We start from the raw sequence: 16,830 nt of genomic DNA on the forward strand, positions 1-16,830 counted from the left end.
AAATTTTTAATATCTTTTTTAGTCATATTTTACGTAAAAAGGGGACAGGCTGCTTTTTCATATATAAAAATATACTTAGAAAAAGCAGCCTGTCCCCTTTTATCTGCATTCCTATTCTACAGGAATTATGATTTTCTGTCCCACCTCAAGCTTATTCGGATTCTTGATCCTTGATTTATTTAATTCATAAAGGTACTTCCATTTATAGGCGCCGCCGTATTCTCTTTGGGCTATACCGGATAGCGTATCGCCTTTTTTGACGATATATTCCTTTGTCGAGACCTTAACGGCCGATTCCACGCTCTCTTTTTCCTCGATCAGGTATTTACCGTCTTCCAATAGTTCTGCTTCCATATTCTCCAGGTCCTCGGGATATGGTATCATAACTTCCTGGACTTCGGCGATCATAAACTGCGCGTTTCGGTCCTTTTGCATACCCAATATATCCGTAACCGGCGCAATGGCATCAAGCTTACCCCTAGATACTATCTTTATGCGCTCTTCGGGAACGCCGTTTTCCAGCATAAACTCCTTTACCGCTTCTCCGCGCCGCTTGCCCAATTTCACATTATAAGCTTCTGAGCCGCGCACATCGCAGTTACCGGTAATCAAAATACTCGATTCGGGGTTTCTCCTTAAAGTATCTATGGCATTTTTCAACACTTTTATGGCATCTTCTCTCAGGTCCGCCTTGTCAAAGTCAAAGTAGATCTTTACGTTCCTGATCATCTTCCTTATGAGAAGAGACGGACGCGGTTCTTTGGGTTTTGGCGGAGGGAGTTCATCCTCTTTATAATCAAAGATTATTTTATACACATAAACCCAACCTCTATTGCCCCAGAGCGGCCCTATCTCGCCCGGCTTTGTGGGCCACCACCAATATCCGCCTTTTTTAGCGTCTTTTACGGGGCCAGGTTTAGCGTCGGTAGGCCACCATTCAAACTTTTTCTGAAACTGCTCCATCTCCTTCTTTCGGCTTTCTTCCCTGTCTAATGCGAATACCGAAGTCGTTAAAAACACAAACGCGATTAAGGATAATAGGATCTTTTTAGTTTTAATCATGGCATTTGCCTTTCTCAGATTTTATCACTAAAATAAAGGTCGGGTTTCTTACTAACTTTTTAGGTAATTTTGGTATTATATACCAATTAAGGCCGGAATGCAAACTATTTGTTCATAAATTTACGGATGCCAGATAAACCATACAAAAAGTGACGCAGCTATAACAGCCGCTAACGTAAACGGCAGGCCTATTTTCATAAATTCGCCGAATTTAACGTCATAGCCTTCTTTTTTAAGAATACCCATGCTCACTATGTTGGCAGAAGCGCCTATAGGTGTTATGTTTCCGCCTAAACTCGCGCCTATGAGAAGGCCGAATAAAAGTAAAGAAGGGTCGATCCCCAAAGTTTTTGACACTGATACGCCCACAGGTAACATGGCTGCCAGAAAGGGCACATTATCTATAAAAGCCGAGAAAAATACAGAGATAAAAACGATCATAAGATATCCCAGAAATATATTGCTGCCTATAATGTTGGAGAGAGAATCGGAAATTACGCCTATCCATCCCGTGGCCGTTATGCTTCCCACCATAATAAATACGCCTATAAGAAAGAGGGTCGTATCCCAGTCTAGCGATTTTAGGCCTGTCAAGACGCTCTTACTCGCCGCCAGCTTAGCCCATATGATCGATATTATCGCGAACAATATGCAAATTGCCCCCGCCATGTAAGAAAAATTTATGTCAAAAAATGAGGATGCCCCGAGCGCGAAAATAAGCGCGATTAGAATCCTCGTCGGTACCCACGATTTGACTTTCTCCGAAGGTACAAGCTTTGTTTTTTCTTTATGTTTTCGAAAGATAAAATATAATACTATAAATGACGCTACGGCGCCTAGTTCCACCGCAAAAAATATACTTGGTTTACCCTTATAAAAGAAGAAGTCCATAAAACCCATCTTTGCGAAACCGCCTAAAAGCATGCTTGGCGGATCTCCTATAAGGGTGGCCGCCCCCTGAAGGTTGGAGCTCACGGCGATGGCTATCATCATATTAATGGGGTTTATCTTAAGCTTTTTTGCGAGCGATAACGCGATCGGCGCCACTATTAAAATGGTGGCCACGTTTTCTACAAAAGCCGATATAAAACCGGTTAAAACGCATATAAATAATATTGCCCAGCCGGTATTTTTCGCCTTATTCACCACTATTTCTGCAATATAGGCCGGTACCCGGCTCTCCATAAATATATCGGCCACGACCAGAGTACCGATAAATATGCCCATGACGTTCCAGTTGACGGCAAAAAATGCCTCCTTTAAGCTGACGACTCCCGCGATAATAGTCAGTATAGCCGCCATAACGGCCACATGCGTCCTCTTTTTAGGTAAAAAAATAAAGAGGGCATATGCCGTCAAAAATATTACGAGCGCCGTCATTTTGCTGCTCATCAGCGTATTCCCCATAATGATATTTCCCGCCCCTTGACCAAGTATCCTTAAAATGCTCAAATGGGCGGGAAAAATTATGCTTTAAATAAACGTGAAATATATTTAGTTCGTACCCGCTTGCGCTTTACTAAGATATATTTTCATTTTTTCCCACGTCCTCGGCCCGACTTTCCCGTCCGGCTTTAAGTTATTTTGTGCCTGAAAATCGACTACGGCCTTTTTGGTCTTTGAGCCTAAAATTCCGTCAATTTTTCCCTCGTAAAGGTTGGCATTTTTTAGAGCTATCTGGATCTCCCTTATCGTCGGCTTAGTGCTCGTTGCGACAGGTTTTGATTCCTGCACGAACACTTCCACGGATTCTATTCTTGATTCCACCGGCTCAGGCAGTTCGAGAGACTTGTTTCTCGGCTCGATTTCTGTGCCTCTTGTTATAGGCAGCGCCTCTACTTCTATAGCCATTTCCTCAAAACCACTTGACATACTTGCTTCTTTGTCTCTTTTGCCGCAGCCTGTTACAACAAATAGAAGAGCGATCAATAAAACTAAAAATCTTGTCATATTCTCTATCCTCCTTTTGGGATAAAATCGGTTTTGTAATTAAAATAGTACAGAATAGGAAGATTATACAAAAAAAAGGGCAAAATGTCAAGCGGAGCCCTTCGGTCCCATTCTACACCACAAAAAGGTTCTTACTTGAAAAGATGGGTTCAGTGGTAAGGTTTACGCCTAATCTTCTCAGGCCGGTCTCATCCCCCGGGGTAGGAATATGCGTCATATGGACTTCGCAGCCCCGCAGTTCTTTCAGCTTCTCCATGGCTATTTGGGCAGTCGGATTGGTGGCGGCGCTTATGCTAAGCGCTATCAATGTCTCTTCTAAGTCGAGGTTAACGGCCTTCGAATTTAAAATATTTCTCTTAAGGTTGCCGACGGACTCTATTATAGCAGGAGACAACAGGTGTATCTTGTCCGGTATCTCGGCCAATTCTTTTATGGCATTTAAAACAAGGCTCGATGCGGCGTGCATGAGAGGTGAATTTTTGCCCGTCACTACAGAGCCGTCTTTTAATTCTATGGCAGCGCCGCAGAATACGCCTTCATTTCCTTTGTTTTTGTCTTCCGCCTCATTCCGCGCTTTTTTAGATGAGCCGACCACTAATCTATCGTCAGGCTTAATGTCGAGCTCCTTCATCAAGATTTCTACCCTCTCTACTGTCTCTTTATCCACGAATCCCATAATGTATTCGCAGCCGTATCTGAAATGACGCCTGATTATCTCCTGTTTTGCCGCATCTTTTACGGCCCCGTCATTTATTATGCCAAAACCGGCGCGGTTTACGCCCATATCCGTCGGAGATTTATAAGATAATTCGCCGGTCATTATCCTGTCCAATATTCTCTTCAATACCGGGAATACCTCAACATCTCGGTTATAGTTGATGGCGGTCTTTCGGTATGCTTCCAAATGAAAAGGATCTATGAGGTTAAAATCTCTTATGTCGGCAGTTGCCGCTTCATACGCCACATTTACAGGGTGCTTAAGCGGGAGGTTCCATATGGGGAAAGTTTCAAATTTTGCGTATCCCGATTTTACGCCCCCTTTGTGTTCATGATATAGCTGCGAAAGGCATGTAGCTAATTTTCCGCTTCCGGGGCCGGGGGCGGTCACCACCACTAGAGGATTCTTCGTCTTTATATATTCATTGGCTCCGTAGCCTTCTTCGCTCACTATCAGATCTATGTCAGTAGGATATCCCTTTGTAAAACGGTGGGTGTAGACTTTTATATTATTGCGCTCAAGTTTATTTTTAAATATCCTTGCCGCCGGTTGATTTTCGAAACGGGTTATTACTACTGCCAATATATCTATGCCCCACTCCCTCAGATCATCTATCAATTTAAACACATCTACATCATAGGTAATACCAAAATCCGCCCTTACTTTCCTTCTCTCAATGTCACCGGCATATATGCACAATATTATGTCGGCCTTGTCCTTCAATTTTTGCAATAGCCGCATCTTTACATTCGGGTCAAACCCGGGCAATACCCTCGCCGCGTGATAATCAAAAATGATCTTTCCGCCGAATTCCAGGTATAGTTTATTGTCGAATTTCTTTACTCTTTCAAGAATCGCGGCGGTCTGTTCCTTAAGGTACTTTTCGTTATCAAATCCTGCTTTTTTGAGTGCCATTTTACCTTTTTGCGAAGATATTTTTTAAGGAAGATATAAGATTATATCCTCCCTTCGGCTCCGCCAGTTCTTTATGATAATCCTGCAATGACTTCGGCACAACTTTACTCTTCTTCATCGCTTCTATGCCTTCGACGCTTGCTTCCGCGGCTGTCAACGTCGTGATGTAGGGGATCTTATGCTGTATGGCCATCATACGTATATAGCTGTCGTCGTATTTGCCGCTTCTTCCGACAGGCGTATTTATTATGAGATGGATCTCCTTATTCTTTATCATGTCCGCTATGTTTGGCCTGCCTTCATGCAGTTTCTTTACCGTATCGTTTTCCACGCCTTTTTCCCTTAGGAACTCACTTGTCCCTTCCGTGGAATAGATTTTAAAACCGAGTTTCTTTATGCGTTTTGCTATCGGCAAGAGGTGGGTTTTGTCTTTATCGGCTACCGTCAAAAGCACATTGCCTTCGAGCGGCAGCTTCGATCCGGAGGCCTCCTCCGCCTTGTAAAAAGCGAGCCCGAAGGTGTCCGCCATACCCATGACCTCGCCAGTCGCCCTCATTTCGGGCCCCAACACAGGATCGACTTCGGGAAACATATTGAACGGAAAGACCGCTTCTTTAACACCGACATAAGGAAGTTTATGCACTTTTAGCTCGGGAAAATCTTTCAGTTTTTTACCGAGTATCATCTGCGTGGCTATCCTCGCTATCGGTGAGCCCGTCATCTTAGAAACAACGGGAACGGTCCTTGACGCCCTGGGATTCGCCTCAAGAATATACACTTTATTGTCGCATATCGCGTATTGTATATTGATAAGCCCCACAACTTTCAGCTCTTTGGCTATAGCCGCGGTATATTTTTCTATTGTCTTCAAATGCTCTTCTTTGATCGTCCTCGGCGGAATAGCGCAGGCGGAATCTCCCGAATGAATGCCGGCCAATTCTATGTGTTCCATGACGGCCGCTATGAATGTTTCGTTTCCGTCGCAAAGAGCATCGACTTCGGCCTCTACGGCCTGTTCCAAAAATCTGTCTATGAGCATCGGGTGTTCGGGGCTGACTTTGATGGCCTCTACGGCATATTTGCGCAGCATATCTTCGTCGAAGATCACTTCCATGCCGCGTCCGCCCAGGACATAAGACGGCCTTACCATAAGCGGGTAGCCGATCTTTTTTGCGATCACTATTGCTTCATCCAGCGATCTGGCAGTCCCGCTCTCCGGCTGAGGTATGCCCATCTCTATCATCTTTTTGCGGAATAGCTCCCTGTCTTCCGCAAACGCAATGCTTTCCGTGCTTGTCCCGAGAATTTTGACGCCGTTATCTTTTAATTCCTGCGCAATATTTAACGGCGTTTGCCCGCCGAACTGGACTATCGCGCCTTCGGGTTTTTCTTTCTCGTAAATCGCAAGGACATCTTCCACTGTCACAGGTTCGAAATAGAGCTTGTTTGAAGTGTCATAATCCGTCGAGACCGTCTCGGGATTGCAGTTCACCATAATAGATTCATAGCCTTCATCACGGAGCGCGAACGCCGCGTGAACGCAGGTATAGTCGAATTCAATCCCCTGTCCGATCCTGTTCGGTCCGCCGCCCAAGATCATGATCTTCTTCTTTGCGGAAACTGGAACGGCATCTTTTCCGCTATATGTCGAGTAGTAATAAGCCGCATCTTTTACGCCGCTTACGGGCACGGCTTCGTATGCGCTATATTTACCGATTTTGATCCTTTTTTCCCTAACCGCCTTTTCCGATACATCGAATAGCCCGGCCAGGTATTTATCGGAAAAACCCCATTCCTTCGCCTTTATCAGCAAACCATTCGGGAAATTATTCCATTTATAAGCAAGGATCTCTTCCTCGAAATCAACCAATTCCTTCATCTCTTTTATGAACCATGTGCCGATATGCGTCATTTTGTATAAATCTTCAACGGATATCCCCTTGCGCAGCGCTTCGTACATCAAAAATATACGCTCGCTTGAAGGAGACGCAAGCCTTTCCTTAAGTTCGTCAACGGAAAGTGTTTTAAAGTCCTTGACGCCCAGGCCATAGCGCTTGATTTCCAGAGAGCGTATGGCTTTCTGGAAGGCCTCTTTAAAGGTCTTCCCTATACTCATAACCTCGCCTACGGCTTTCATCTGCGTGCCAAGAATATCTTTTGCCTGCGCAAACTTTTCAAAAGCCCATCGCGCAAATTTTATGACTACGTACTCGCCCCACGGCTCATATTTCTCGAGCGTGCCCTTTCTCCAGTACGGTATCTCATCCATGGTAAGTCCCGCGGCAAGTTTCGTGGAAATACGCGCTATCGGAAATCCGGTCGCTTTTGAAGCCAGGGCCGAAGAGCGGGAAGTCCTTGGATTAATTTCAATGGCTACCAGCCTGTCATCCTCCAGATTATGGGCAAACTGAATATTCGTGCCGCCTATTACGCCGATTGCTTCGACGATCTTATAGGAAATGTCCTGCATTCTCTTCTGCAGTTTTTCCGGCACCGTCAACATGGGGGCGACGCAAAAACTGTCGCCTGTATGGACGCCCATAGGATCGATATTCTCGATAAAACAGACTGTTATCATATGGTTTTTCGCGTCTCTTACCACCTCAAGCTCAAGTTCCTCCCATCCCAAAACAGATTCTTCCAGGAGAATCTGATGTATCAAACTCGCGGCAAGGCCCCGGCTTGTGATAGTCCTGAGCTCTTCCACGTTATAAGCTATACCCCCGCCCGTTCCACCGAGGGTATAAGCGGGCCTAATGACTACCGGATATTTTAAACGTTCGGCTATAGCTTCGGCCTCTTCTACGGAATAACACGGCTCGGACTTGGGAATAGAAACGCCAAGCTTATTCATAGTATCTTTGAACGCGATCCTGTCTTCGCCGCGTTCAATAGCGTCTGCCTTGACACCTATGATCTCCACATTATATTTGGACAGGACCCCTGCTTTATAAAGAGCGGATGCCAGGTTTAGGCCTGTTTGTCCGCCTAAATTCGGCAAAAGCGCATCCGGCCTCTCTTTTTCTATGATCTTCTCGACGCTCTCGACGGTAAGTGGCTCTATGTATGTTTTGTCAGCCGTTCCCGGATCTGTCATGATCGTGGCGGGATTTGAATTGACAAGCACTACCTCATACCCCTCTTCTTTGAGCGCCTTGCATGCCTGCGTACCCGAATAGTCAAATTCGCAGGCCTGTCCTATAATAATAGGCCCGGAGCCTATTATAAGTACTTTGTGAATATCATTTCGTCTCGGCATATTTACACCAACCCTTGTTCCAGCATGGCATCTGCAACTTTTACAAACCCCGCGATATTAGCGCCGTTTACGTAGTTTATGTATTTACCTTCTTTACCATATTTAACGCACTGTTCGTGAATGGCTATCATTATGTTATGCAGCCTCTTATCCACTTCTTCGCGCGTCCATGAATATCGCATGCTATTCTGCGACATCTCGAGCCCTGAAGTAGCAACGCCGCCGGCGTTGGCAGCTTTACCGGGCCCATATAGTATCTTGGCCTTTTGGAACACCTCTATGCCCTCGGGAGTCGTGGGCATGTTTGCCCCTTCGCCGATTGCTACGCATCCGTTTTTGACAAGCGTCTTTGCGTCCTCGCCGCTTATTTCATTTTGAGTAGCGCTCGGAAAGGCAGTATCGCATTTCACTCCCCAAGGGCCTTTATTTTCGTAATACTTGCAGCCAAACTTATCCGCATATTCTTTTATTCTGCCCCTTTTGACATTCTTAAGCTCCATCACGAACTTCAGCCCCTTTTCATCTATGCCGCCCTCGTCGTAAATGAAACCGCCCGAATCTGAAAGCGTCACAGGTTTTGCGCCCAACTCTAACAATTTCTCAACGGTATATTGCGCGACATTTCCCGAGCCTGACACAGTGCAGACTTTTCCTTTAAAAGATTCACCCCTTGCCTTAAGCATCTCTTCCACAAAATATACGCAGCCATAACCTGTGGCCTCCGGCCTTATCAGGCTGCCGCCCCAATTGAGGCCTTTTCCGGTAAGCACTCCGGTGAATTCATTACGCAATCTCTTGTATTGGCCGAAGAGATACCCTATTTCGCGGCCGCCCACTCCTATATCTCCGGCGGGAACATCCGTGTCAGGGCCGATATGCCTGAATAGTTCCGTCATAAAACTCTGGCAGAAGCGCATAACTTCATTGTCGGATTTTCCCTTGGGGTCAAAATCCGAACCGCCTTTGCCGCCGCCCATAGGTAGAGTAGTGAGACTGTTCTTAAATACCTGTTCGAACGCGAGGAACTTAAGTATGCCGAGATTGACGCTCGGGTGAAAGCGCAGGCCTCCTTTATACGGCCCTATAGCGCTGCTCATCTCGATGCGGAAACCGCGGTTCACCTGTATCTCTCCTCTATCATCCAACCACGGAACGCGGAACATAATGACCCTCTCCGGCTCTACGATTCTCTCAAGTATCTTGGCCTTCTGGTACTTGGTATTTTTCTCTATATGCGGCATTATAGAAGTAACAACCTCTTCCACCGCCTGGTGAAATTCGATTTCACCGGGATTTTTTGCTGTAAGTTTTGCCATGAATTCTTTTACTTTCGAATGTGACATTTCAGTTCTCCTTGCTTAATTTTTGTGCACGCCAAAACATAAAAATAGACGCTCCGCCTTTCTTTGAAAGGCCCTGGAACGTCTTTGTTCTTTCCTGACACAGCATTGTATCAAACCTAGTTTGCAAGAAATTATATCGTATCTAAACCGTTTAGTCAAGTACTTTTTACGACACTATCCGATTTCAGATTCTATCTTTTTTATTAAACTGCCCGTTTCCTTAATAAGAGCGGCAGGGATCATCTTCAAAAGTTCCATATCTCTCTTCACTGTCCTGAGCGTGCCTAAAAGCCTCTTCAAGGTAGTGATCTTTTTTTTCCTTCTTGCCTCTTCCGGCTCCAGTTCCTCCCTGTCCCTGATCAGCGCCGTAAGGTCTTTTTTTATCTCTCTTGCGTCCTGGCCCTTTTCAAAGACCTTCTTCTTCAACTGGGTATAGTCGCCTGCGTCGAGCGTCTTTTTATTCCTGGCAAGCCTGAGTACATTGACCGCATCACAACTCGGTATTGAAGCAACCTCCTCTGATTTGGCATAATCCTTTTCCAGATATTCCGGCTCTTCTTTTTCCAAAAAATAATAGGACCTCAAAAGTTTCATCGCAGTCTGCTTCTTTATGCCTATCTCTTTGGCGGTATACGCCTCAAACGTCAGATACCCCCATTCCTTATACAACTTATCTTTCCATACCGAATAAAGCGCCTGGCCCAGCGATATCCAGGATATCTTGAAGTTTTTCACTTTCTCAAGGATCTGGTAGCGTAGAGAATTTTCATCCATATCCTGCATTCTTTGCTCTATTTTTTCTATCGATTTGGTTCTTAGCATATATTCACTTTCTTATCGGCCCCCTCGACGCACTTCGTTTGCTCGGGGTTGACCCTGAGCGTAGTCGAACGGGTCAATGCGCCTTGCCGAGTTCTTCATTCAACATGATAGCTTCCGCTATTTCGCGCATGCTGCGCCTTTTGTCCATGCTGTATCTTCTTATTCTTTGATATGCCTCTTCCTCGCTAAGCGCCTCTTTCTTCATGAGAATGCCCTTTGCCCTTTCTACGATCTTGCGCGATTCCAGCTCTTCCCTTATAACATTCGATTCGACGATGAGCCTGAAATTCTCTATGACTATAGCGGCCTGATTAGCGATAGATTTCAATACATTTATTTCGTTATGGCTGAAGCGGTGTGGTTTTGGCGTATAACAATTAAGAACGCCTATTACCTTCTTTTTTGAGAAAAGAGGTACACTTAATAATGAACATAGATTTTCGTGAACGGCTATTTCCCTCGACTTATAACGCTTATCCTTGCGCACATCCAGGACAGTTATCGGCTTTCCTTCCCTGGCTACCTTTCCGGCAACGCCTTCGCCCAATTTTATATTCGCCTTCTTATTATACTCTTCGCTCACGGACTGGGTCGCTTTGACGCTAAGTTCCCTGCCGGATTTATCCAAGAGGAGGATCGAGCAGATATTGGAGCCCATCACTTCGGCCGTCACCGCAACTATAAGCTTCAATATGTCTTCCAAATATAGATCCGAAGTGATAGCTTCGCTTATCTTTGCCAGCGCCTGTATTACTTTAGCGCCTGAGTTCTCTTTATTTTTAGCGCTCATCTCATTCTTCTTTCTTAAGTTCAACGTGCACTTTGTCCGGTACCAGCCTGTATTGAGACCCTGTCAGTCCGTCCACTGCCCAGCCGACAGGCCCCCATATGAATATATTACCGGCCGCTGCGCTGCCAATGGCGCGTGAAAGCGCGACCTTCTCTTCTTTATACCCTTCTTTTGTAATGACCACGGTATGGTTAAACGGCGTCTTGAGTTTTATCTTCATCGGTGTAGTGCCGACGGCTTCACCGTCGATTTCTACCGTGGCGCCCTGCGGGTCGGATGAAATCTCTATTCTCTGCTTTGTCCCCTGCACAATAGTGGCACAACCTGCTGCGGAAAAGATAAGTAGAAGTACTAAAATATAACTTATGGACTTACGCATAACAGATATTGTAAATCACGCCGGGGTTATGGTCAAGGTTTAATTGCACTCCTTTTCGTTTGACAAAAGCCCGGCTTTAATTATAATAGCAGCATGATAAAGATAGGCTCTGCGCGGATCAATACCAATATATTTCTGGCGCCGCTTTCCGGGTGCTCGGATCTGGCGTTCCGACTGATAGCCCGCGAGGAGGGCGCTAAATTCTGCTTTTTTGAGATGGTCGATGCAAACGCGCTCATCCGTAATTATGAAAAGACGCTCCGCATGCTTAAGACCACAAAAAAAGACAGCCCTATAGCGGGGCAGCTTTTGGGAGCCGATCCTGATCTTATGGTTGACGCGGCTCAAAAACTCGTAAGCATACGGGATGTATCGTTTCTCGATATAAACAGCGCGTGCCCTGTAAGAAAAGTAGTAAGTAAAGGCGCAGGCGCGCGTCTTTTGGAAAAACCCGAAACACTCTTCAAAATATTAAAAAAACTCTCGTCATCGCTTAATATCCCTGTCACTGTAAAGATCCGGACAGGGTACAATAGAACGGATATAAAAAATATAGCCGAAATCGCTATGGGGTGCGAACAGCACGGCGCCGGCGCCATATTTGTGCACGGGAGAACCCGCGCGCAGGGATATTCCGGAGAAATCAACTATGAGGCTATAAAAAAGATAAAAGAGGCTGTCGAGATACCTGTCTTCGGCTCGGGTAATATTTTTACGCCGGAGCTTGCGAAAAAGATGTTTGATGAAACAAGTTGCGATGGTATTACTGTGGCGAGAGGGAGCTTTGGCAATCCCTGGATATTCAAAAATATAGAAAATTATCTAAAATCCGGCTCCGTCCTGCCGGAGCCGGATTTCTTGATCAGAAAAAAAGTGCTCAAGAAACATCTGGCTTATACAGACAAATACCGCCATTCTATCCCATCGGCCGAGATAGGCTTTATGAGAAAAGTGGCTATATGGTATATGAAAGGCTTTCCTTACGCCGCAAATACACGGAACGAGATAACAAGAACAAAGACTTATCCCGATCTTATTAAGCTAATAGACGAATTATAGCTTTATTCGTACGCTTCGTGGCCTACTATGCCTCTCATGCCTACGCCGGTAGTTTTCCTCTGTATCTTCAACTCTTCAGGGCTAAGAGGCGGTGCCTCCTCTTTTGGCGCTGTGCGCCCTTCCCAGCTTGGCAAGTGAGACGTAAGCCAATTTGCTACATTATTCAAAGCCGGGCCGCTGCTTTCGGCGCCGGCGCCCCTTGTTTCTCCCTGATCGGCAAGTGCAATTCCGGCTACAGAGAGAAACATCAGAATTACAACAAACGCTATTACCTTCTTCATGCATACCTCCGAATTTTTGTGTACAAAAATTCGTCCTGAGAACGCGACGAATAGGAGCGTTCGTAGGACTACCTTTTGCCCCTGGTTATTTAAACACAAATCCCGTTTGGCTGGACCAGAAGAGAAGATCCAGCTCCTCCATCGGAATCTTGACTTTTTTGGAAAAATTTCGCATCGCGTCTTCCATATTTATATAATTGCCTTTTGTCACAGACGCCGGGATTTTTCTTATAGCCCCGTATCTTTTCATATTCTTAAGGATATGCCTGTCTATTATGGCCATATCTTTGCCAAGCCCTATATTTCTTAAAAAATGGCTCGCTTCCTTATAACCCAGGCCTTTTATATTTCTCACAAGCCATTCCCGCGCTTTAAAGGTGTCCTTTGTATCCAATTTATTTTTAATATTTAACTTCCCGCCGAGCCCTAAAAGTTCTCTCGCGCCTACCAGATACTCCGCTTTCTTATTATGAAACCTGACATTCCCTCTCAATATCTCTTTTATGATATTCTTGCTGCCCCGAAACAATAGGCCCGAACACTTAAGCTCTTTTACCGCTTTATCGCAATAAACAGCCTTTGATTGCGGAGTCAACAGACAAAAACACAATTCTGAAAATATATCTTCGTCCTTTGCCCCTCGGAAAGCGCTAAATTCCTTTAGCCGTCTTTTTATCTCGTTCTTTCTCTTTTTATATTCCGACACGAGTCTCTTCATCTACCACCTATTGCGCATCAGATATCTGAATGCCGAAAGCGCCGCTTTTGCCCCCTCCCCGGCTGCTATTATTATCTGTTTCTCCGGCACATCCGTTACATCGCCCGCCGCAAAGATTCCCGGAATATTTGTTTCGTTGCGAGAGTTCACCTTTATCTCTCCCAGATTATTCTTTTCTATGTCCTTTGCAAAATCGGAATTAGGAGTAAGCCCTGCCTCTACAAAGACACCTTCGACTGCTATTGTCTTCTCCTCTCTGCCCTTTTGCCTGACTTTTAAGGCTGTAACCATACCTTTTCCTATAATAGCGCTGACGGCAGTATTGCTCATCACGGATACATTTTTACTTGAGGCGGCCTTCTCGCGCATAATAGCATCTCCGCCGAGCGAGGGATTTATATCGATAAGATAAACATGGTTGGCTATTTTGACTAACTGAAGCGCCGCGTCAAGGGCAGAATTTCCGCCGCCGATCACCGCGACGTTTTTTCCGGAAAATAACGGGCCGTCGCACGTTGCGCAATAAGTGAGGCCTTTATTTTTGAATTCTTTTTCACCCGGCACTCCAAGCTCTCTGGATCTTTTCCCGGAGGCTATTATCGCTGTCTTTGCTTCGTAGGAACCTTTGTCGGTTTTTACCCTTGTAATATTGCCGGATTTTTCAAGAACTACCGCGCCCTCTCCCTCCTTGACGCTTATATCATATTTGCGCATATGTTCTTCAAACTTCTCTGCCAGGTCCGGGCCGGTAATAAATTGATAGCCCGTATAATTCTCTATATCTCCGCTCCAGGCCGCCTGCCCGCCAATATCTTTCGTTATAACGAGAGCGTTTAATCTTTTGCGCGCGGCGTACACACTGGCGGTAATGCCCGCGGGACCTGCGCCTACAATAACTATATCAAACATAACGCACCTTAAATGGTGTAAGTTATATACCCAATGCTTCTCTTATCTTTGTTTTATCAAACCCGGCGATGATCTCGCCCTCTATATCAAGGACCGGAACACCCATCTGGCCGGATTTATTCATCATCTCCTGAGCTTTATCCTGTTTTAATGATACATCTATATCCTCATACGCTATATTGTTATCTTTTAAAAATTGCTTGGCTCTTATGCAGAAAGGGCAGGTCGGTGTGCTGTATATCTTTACGTTCTTTGCCATAATATCACCCCTCTTGGTTAAATATTATTCCTTAGCTTCAACAGTTTGAATAAGTGCGTGTTTTCCTGTTCGACCAGTTTTTCAACAATATCCGCTTGAATTTCCGGTACCGCCTTTTTCATGCCTTCATAGAATATAATAGATTCTTTTTCAAACTTTATTCCAAGATCTATAGCTTCTTTGTCATTTGTGATTTTTTTGGCCGCTTCTTTACCCTTATCAGTCTGGGTAAATACATATTCTCCGGCAAGCATCGTCATATATGCAAAATATTCGCCGGCATAGGTTTCCGGAGGCTCGTATTCTTTAACCGATTCTAATATCTTCTGAAATACGGCTATGTGCTTCTCTTCTTCTCCTTCAAGAAATTTAAATACATCTTTCGCCTTAGCATCTTGGGCCTTCGCCGCCAAGGTATTATAGAAATCCCTGCCGTTACGCTCTATCTCGATGCCAAAACCTACTATTTCGCTGCCTGAAAATACATTAGCCATTGCGCAAGCTCCTGGTTAAATCTTCCCCCAATTTATATGCTTTTTCTAAAAGGTCCGGGTGTTTTAATATATCGGCCTTAGCGTCGATTCCCGTAAAATAAAGTTCTTTTTTATATTCTATATTTAAAGTCGCAAAAAGATTTTTGACTATAGCCTTTGCGTTCTCGAAAAAATCTTGCCTCTCAGACGCCGCTACGGCGATAAAAGCGCCTATTCTTTTTTCCCCAAAAGCGTCTTTCTTCAGTATATGCTTTGCTCTCCAGGCGCATTGAAAGCGGTCTATCATCATCTTTGCCTGGCCGCTGATACTGCCGAAAAATATAGGGGAAGCCAATATAACAACATCTGCCTCCTTGAATTTCCTATACACTACTCCCATGTCATCTTTGAAATTGCAGTTGCCGTTATTATCCGGCTCTTCACATTCCTGGCAATACTGTAATCGGAGGCCATTCAAAAATATCTTATCGGTGTCCGCGCCGTTATCTTTGGCGGCTTCCAGGATCTTGTCTATAATAATATCAGTATTCCCGCCTTTTCGCGGGCTGGCGTTTATGCCCAGCACTTTTGCGACACCGGAAGTCTTCATCATTTTCAGTCCGCCTTCGCTGAAATTGCCTGCCTAGCGGCAAGGCCGCTGGCTTCCGCGTTCAGCTTCGGCGGATTTCCGCTTAGCCAAAGCGAAAGAAAAGTGGCGCTTCAATAATTCTCGCACATCACTTCGTAATAAGCCTCGGGATGCGCGCAAGCAGGGCATTCTTTTGGCGCGTCTTTACCTTCGTGGATATAACCGCAATTGCGGCATTTCCACTTAACCACCGCATCCTTTTTGAACACCTTCGCTTCCTTAATATTACTTAGCAGCTTTTTGTATCTCTTTTCGTGTTCTACTTCGACTTCGGCTATCTCTTTAAACTGTTTGGCAACTTCTTCAAATCCCTCTTTGCGCGCGACCTCTTCGGCTTCCTTATAAAGTTTGGTCCATTCAAGATGCTCCCCTGCGGCAGCAGCGGCCAAATTGGTTGGGGTTTCACCTATCACACCGGCGGGATAGGACGCCGTTATCTCTACTTCGCCACCCTCCAAAAGCTTAAAGAATCTCTTTGCGTGCTCTTTTTCATTATCCGCGGTCTCCAAAAATATAGCGGATATCTGTTCGTAACCCGCCTTCTTTGCCACGCTGGCAAAATAGGTATAGCGGTTTCTCGCCTGCGATTCTCCGGCGAACGAAGCCAAAAGATTCTTTTCTGTCTGCGTACCTTTTATACTTTTCATAATCCGCTCCTTGCCCGCCTGAGGCGGGCTTTTCAAATATACTGTTATTTTATATGTGAAGGTGTAAGACTCACTATTTCACTGACCTTCACGGAAATCATATATTCCGGTTTGGGAAAAAGGGATTCGGGATGACGAGTGTGCCCTTTAACGGATTCATCCTTTATATTTTTAAGAAGCCGGTGCGTAATACGCCCCGCTAATCTTTTTTCCCAAGCTTTTATAATCCGGGGAGTAAGCAATTTCTTGTCCACTATGGCCGCTATGCCTTTAAGACAATAGCCCACGAATTTATGTTCATCTACAGCCGTTATGCTTATATTAGGATTGCGCTTTAAGTTAGCCAGCGTATTTTTTCTGTAAAGATCAAGTATATAGACGGTGCCCTTTTCGTCTATATCTACTATGCCTTTACAGGAATTATGCGGCGTGTTATCGCTGTCAACGGTAGAGACGATGACAAACGGTTGTCTTCGGAAAAATTGGACTATTTCAGGGGGCAGTGCTTTCATATGCATTTCTATTTTCGCAGATTTTTTAGAAAATTACCATTAAATTATTATAATTGCGCGGGCAGTTTAGTGTCTTACCCGGGAC

18 protein-coding genes are annotated in these 16,830 nt (G+C 45.1%); 1 reads left to right on the forward strand and 17 read right to left on the reverse strand.

Annotation, left to right across the window (positions count from 1 at the left end):
* Positions 1-111: 111 nt before the first annotated feature.
* From KKI13_03880 to KKI13_03920, 9 genes are all read right to left on the reverse strand, one after another.
* The gene (locus KKI13_03880; protein ID MBU4488186.1) at positions 112-1,062 is read right to left on the reverse strand and encodes an OmpA family protein; all 951 of its coding nucleotides are present in this window, start codon (positions 1,060-1,062) and stop codon (positions 112-114) included.
* A gap of 120 nt (positions 1,063-1,182) precedes the next feature.
* On the reverse strand, positions 1,183-2,454 hold the full coding sequence (locus tag KKI13_03885) for an anion permease (GenBank protein MBU4488187.1): 1,272 nt from the start codon (positions 2,452-2,454) through the stop codon (positions 1,183-1,185).
* Between the two features lie 102 nt (positions 2,455-2,556).
* A complete protein-coding gene (locus KKI13_03890) occupies positions 2,557-2,913 on the reverse strand; it encodes a peptidoglycan-binding protein (GenBank protein MBU4488188.1) in 357 nt (118 codons plus the stop codon).
* A gap of 211 nt (positions 2,914-3,124) precedes the next feature.
* A complete protein-coding gene (locus KKI13_03895; protein ID MBU4488189.1) occupies positions 3,125-4,645 on the reverse strand; it encodes a DUF1846 domain-containing protein in 1,521 nt (506 codons plus the stop codon).
* A gap of 1 nt (position 4,646) precedes the next feature.
* Positions 4,647-7,904 (reverse strand): carbamoyl-phosphate synthase large subunit, encoded by a 3,258-nt coding sequence (carB, locus tag KKI13_03900; protein ID MBU4488190.1) that lies wholly within the window; start codon positions 7,902-7,904, stop codon positions 4,647-4,649.
* Between the two features lie 2 nt (positions 7,905-7,906).
* A complete protein-coding gene (gene gdhA, locus KKI13_03905; GenBank protein ID MBU4488191.1) occupies positions 7,907-9,247 on the reverse strand; it encodes an NADP-specific glutamate dehydrogenase in 1,341 nt (446 codons plus the stop codon).
* 174 nt (positions 9,248-9,421) lie between these two features.
* Positions 9,422-10,069, reverse strand: a complete 648-nt coding sequence (locus KKI13_03910) for a hypothetical protein (protein MBU4488192.1) — start codon at positions 10,067-10,069, stop codon at positions 9,422-9,424.
* Positions 10,070-10,142: 73 nt separating this feature from the next.
* Positions 10,143-10,859 (reverse strand): GAF and ANTAR domain-containing protein, encoded by a 717-nt coding sequence (locus KKI13_03915; protein MBU4488193.1) that lies wholly within the window; start codon positions 10,857-10,859, stop codon positions 10,143-10,145.
* 1 nt (position 10,860) lies between these two features.
* Positions 10,861-11,238 (reverse strand): PEGA domain-containing protein, encoded by a 378-nt coding sequence (locus KKI13_03920; protein MBU4488194.1) that lies wholly within the window; start codon positions 11,236-11,238, stop codon positions 10,861-10,863.
* Between the two features lie 93 nt (positions 11,239-11,331).
* Here KKI13_03920 and dusB point away from each other — a divergent pair, with 93 nt between their 5' ends.
* A complete protein-coding gene (gene dusB, locus KKI13_03925) occupies positions 11,332-12,297 on the forward strand; it encodes a tRNA dihydrouridine synthase DusB (GenBank protein ID MBU4488195.1) in 966 nt (321 codons plus the stop codon).
* Between the two features lie 2 nt (positions 12,298-12,299).
* On the opposite strand, the gene KKI13_03930 is transcribed toward dusB, so the two are convergent.
* The 8 genes from KKI13_03930 to KKI13_03965 all read right to left on the reverse strand — a co-directional run bounded on the left by KKI13_03930 (position 12,300) and on the right by KKI13_03965 (position 16,745).
* Positions 12,300-12,578, reverse strand: a complete 279-nt coding sequence (locus tag KKI13_03930) for a hypothetical protein (GenBank protein MBU4488196.1) — start codon at positions 12,576-12,578, stop codon at positions 12,300-12,302.
* A gap of 85 nt (positions 12,579-12,663) precedes the next feature.
* Positions 12,664-13,296 carry an N-glycosylase/DNA lyase gene (locus tag KKI13_03935; GenBank protein MBU4488197.1) on the reverse strand — a complete coding sequence of 211 codons (633 nt, stop codon included), beginning with the start codon at positions 13,294-13,296 and terminating at the stop codon, positions 12,664-12,666.
* Positions 13,297-14,205, reverse strand: a complete 909-nt coding sequence (locus KKI13_03940; GenBank protein MBU4488198.1) for an FAD-dependent oxidoreductase — start codon at positions 14,203-14,205, stop codon at positions 13,297-13,299.
* 22 nt (positions 14,206-14,227) lie between these two features.
* Complete coding sequence (locus KKI13_03945; protein ID MBU4488199.1) at positions 14,228-14,464, reverse strand: glutathione S-transferase N-terminal domain-containing protein; 237 nt, start codon at positions 14,462-14,464, stop codon at positions 14,228-14,230.
* Between the two features lie 17 nt (positions 14,465-14,481).
* Positions 14,482-14,958 (reverse strand): ferritin family protein, encoded by a 477-nt coding sequence (locus KKI13_03950; protein ID MBU4488200.1) that lies wholly within the window; start codon positions 14,956-14,958, stop codon positions 14,482-14,484.
* Entirely contained in the window at positions 14,951-15,550 is a 600-nt protein-coding gene (locus KKI13_03955; protein ID MBU4488201.1) for a flavodoxin family protein, read from the reverse strand. Before KKI13_03955 ends, KKI13_03950 begins: the two co-directional genes overlap by 8 nt.
* 107 nt (positions 15,551-15,657) lie before the next feature.
* Positions 15,658-16,233, reverse strand: a complete 576-nt coding sequence (locus KKI13_03960) for a rubrerythrin family protein (protein ID MBU4488202.1) — start codon at positions 16,231-16,233, stop codon at positions 15,658-15,660.
* Between the two features lie 44 nt (positions 16,234-16,277).
* On the reverse strand, positions 16,278-16,745 hold the full coding sequence (locus tag KKI13_03965) for a pyridoxamine 5'-phosphate oxidase family protein (GenBank protein ID MBU4488203.1): 468 nt from the start codon (positions 16,743-16,745) through the stop codon (positions 16,278-16,280).
* Between the last annotated feature and the right edge of the window lie 85 nt (positions 16,746-16,830).

This window comes from Candidatus Omnitrophota bacterium, assembly GCA_018894435.1.
Classification (GTDB): domain Bacteria; phylum Omnitrophota; class Gorgyraeia; order JAHIPI01; family JAHIPI01; genus JAHIPI01.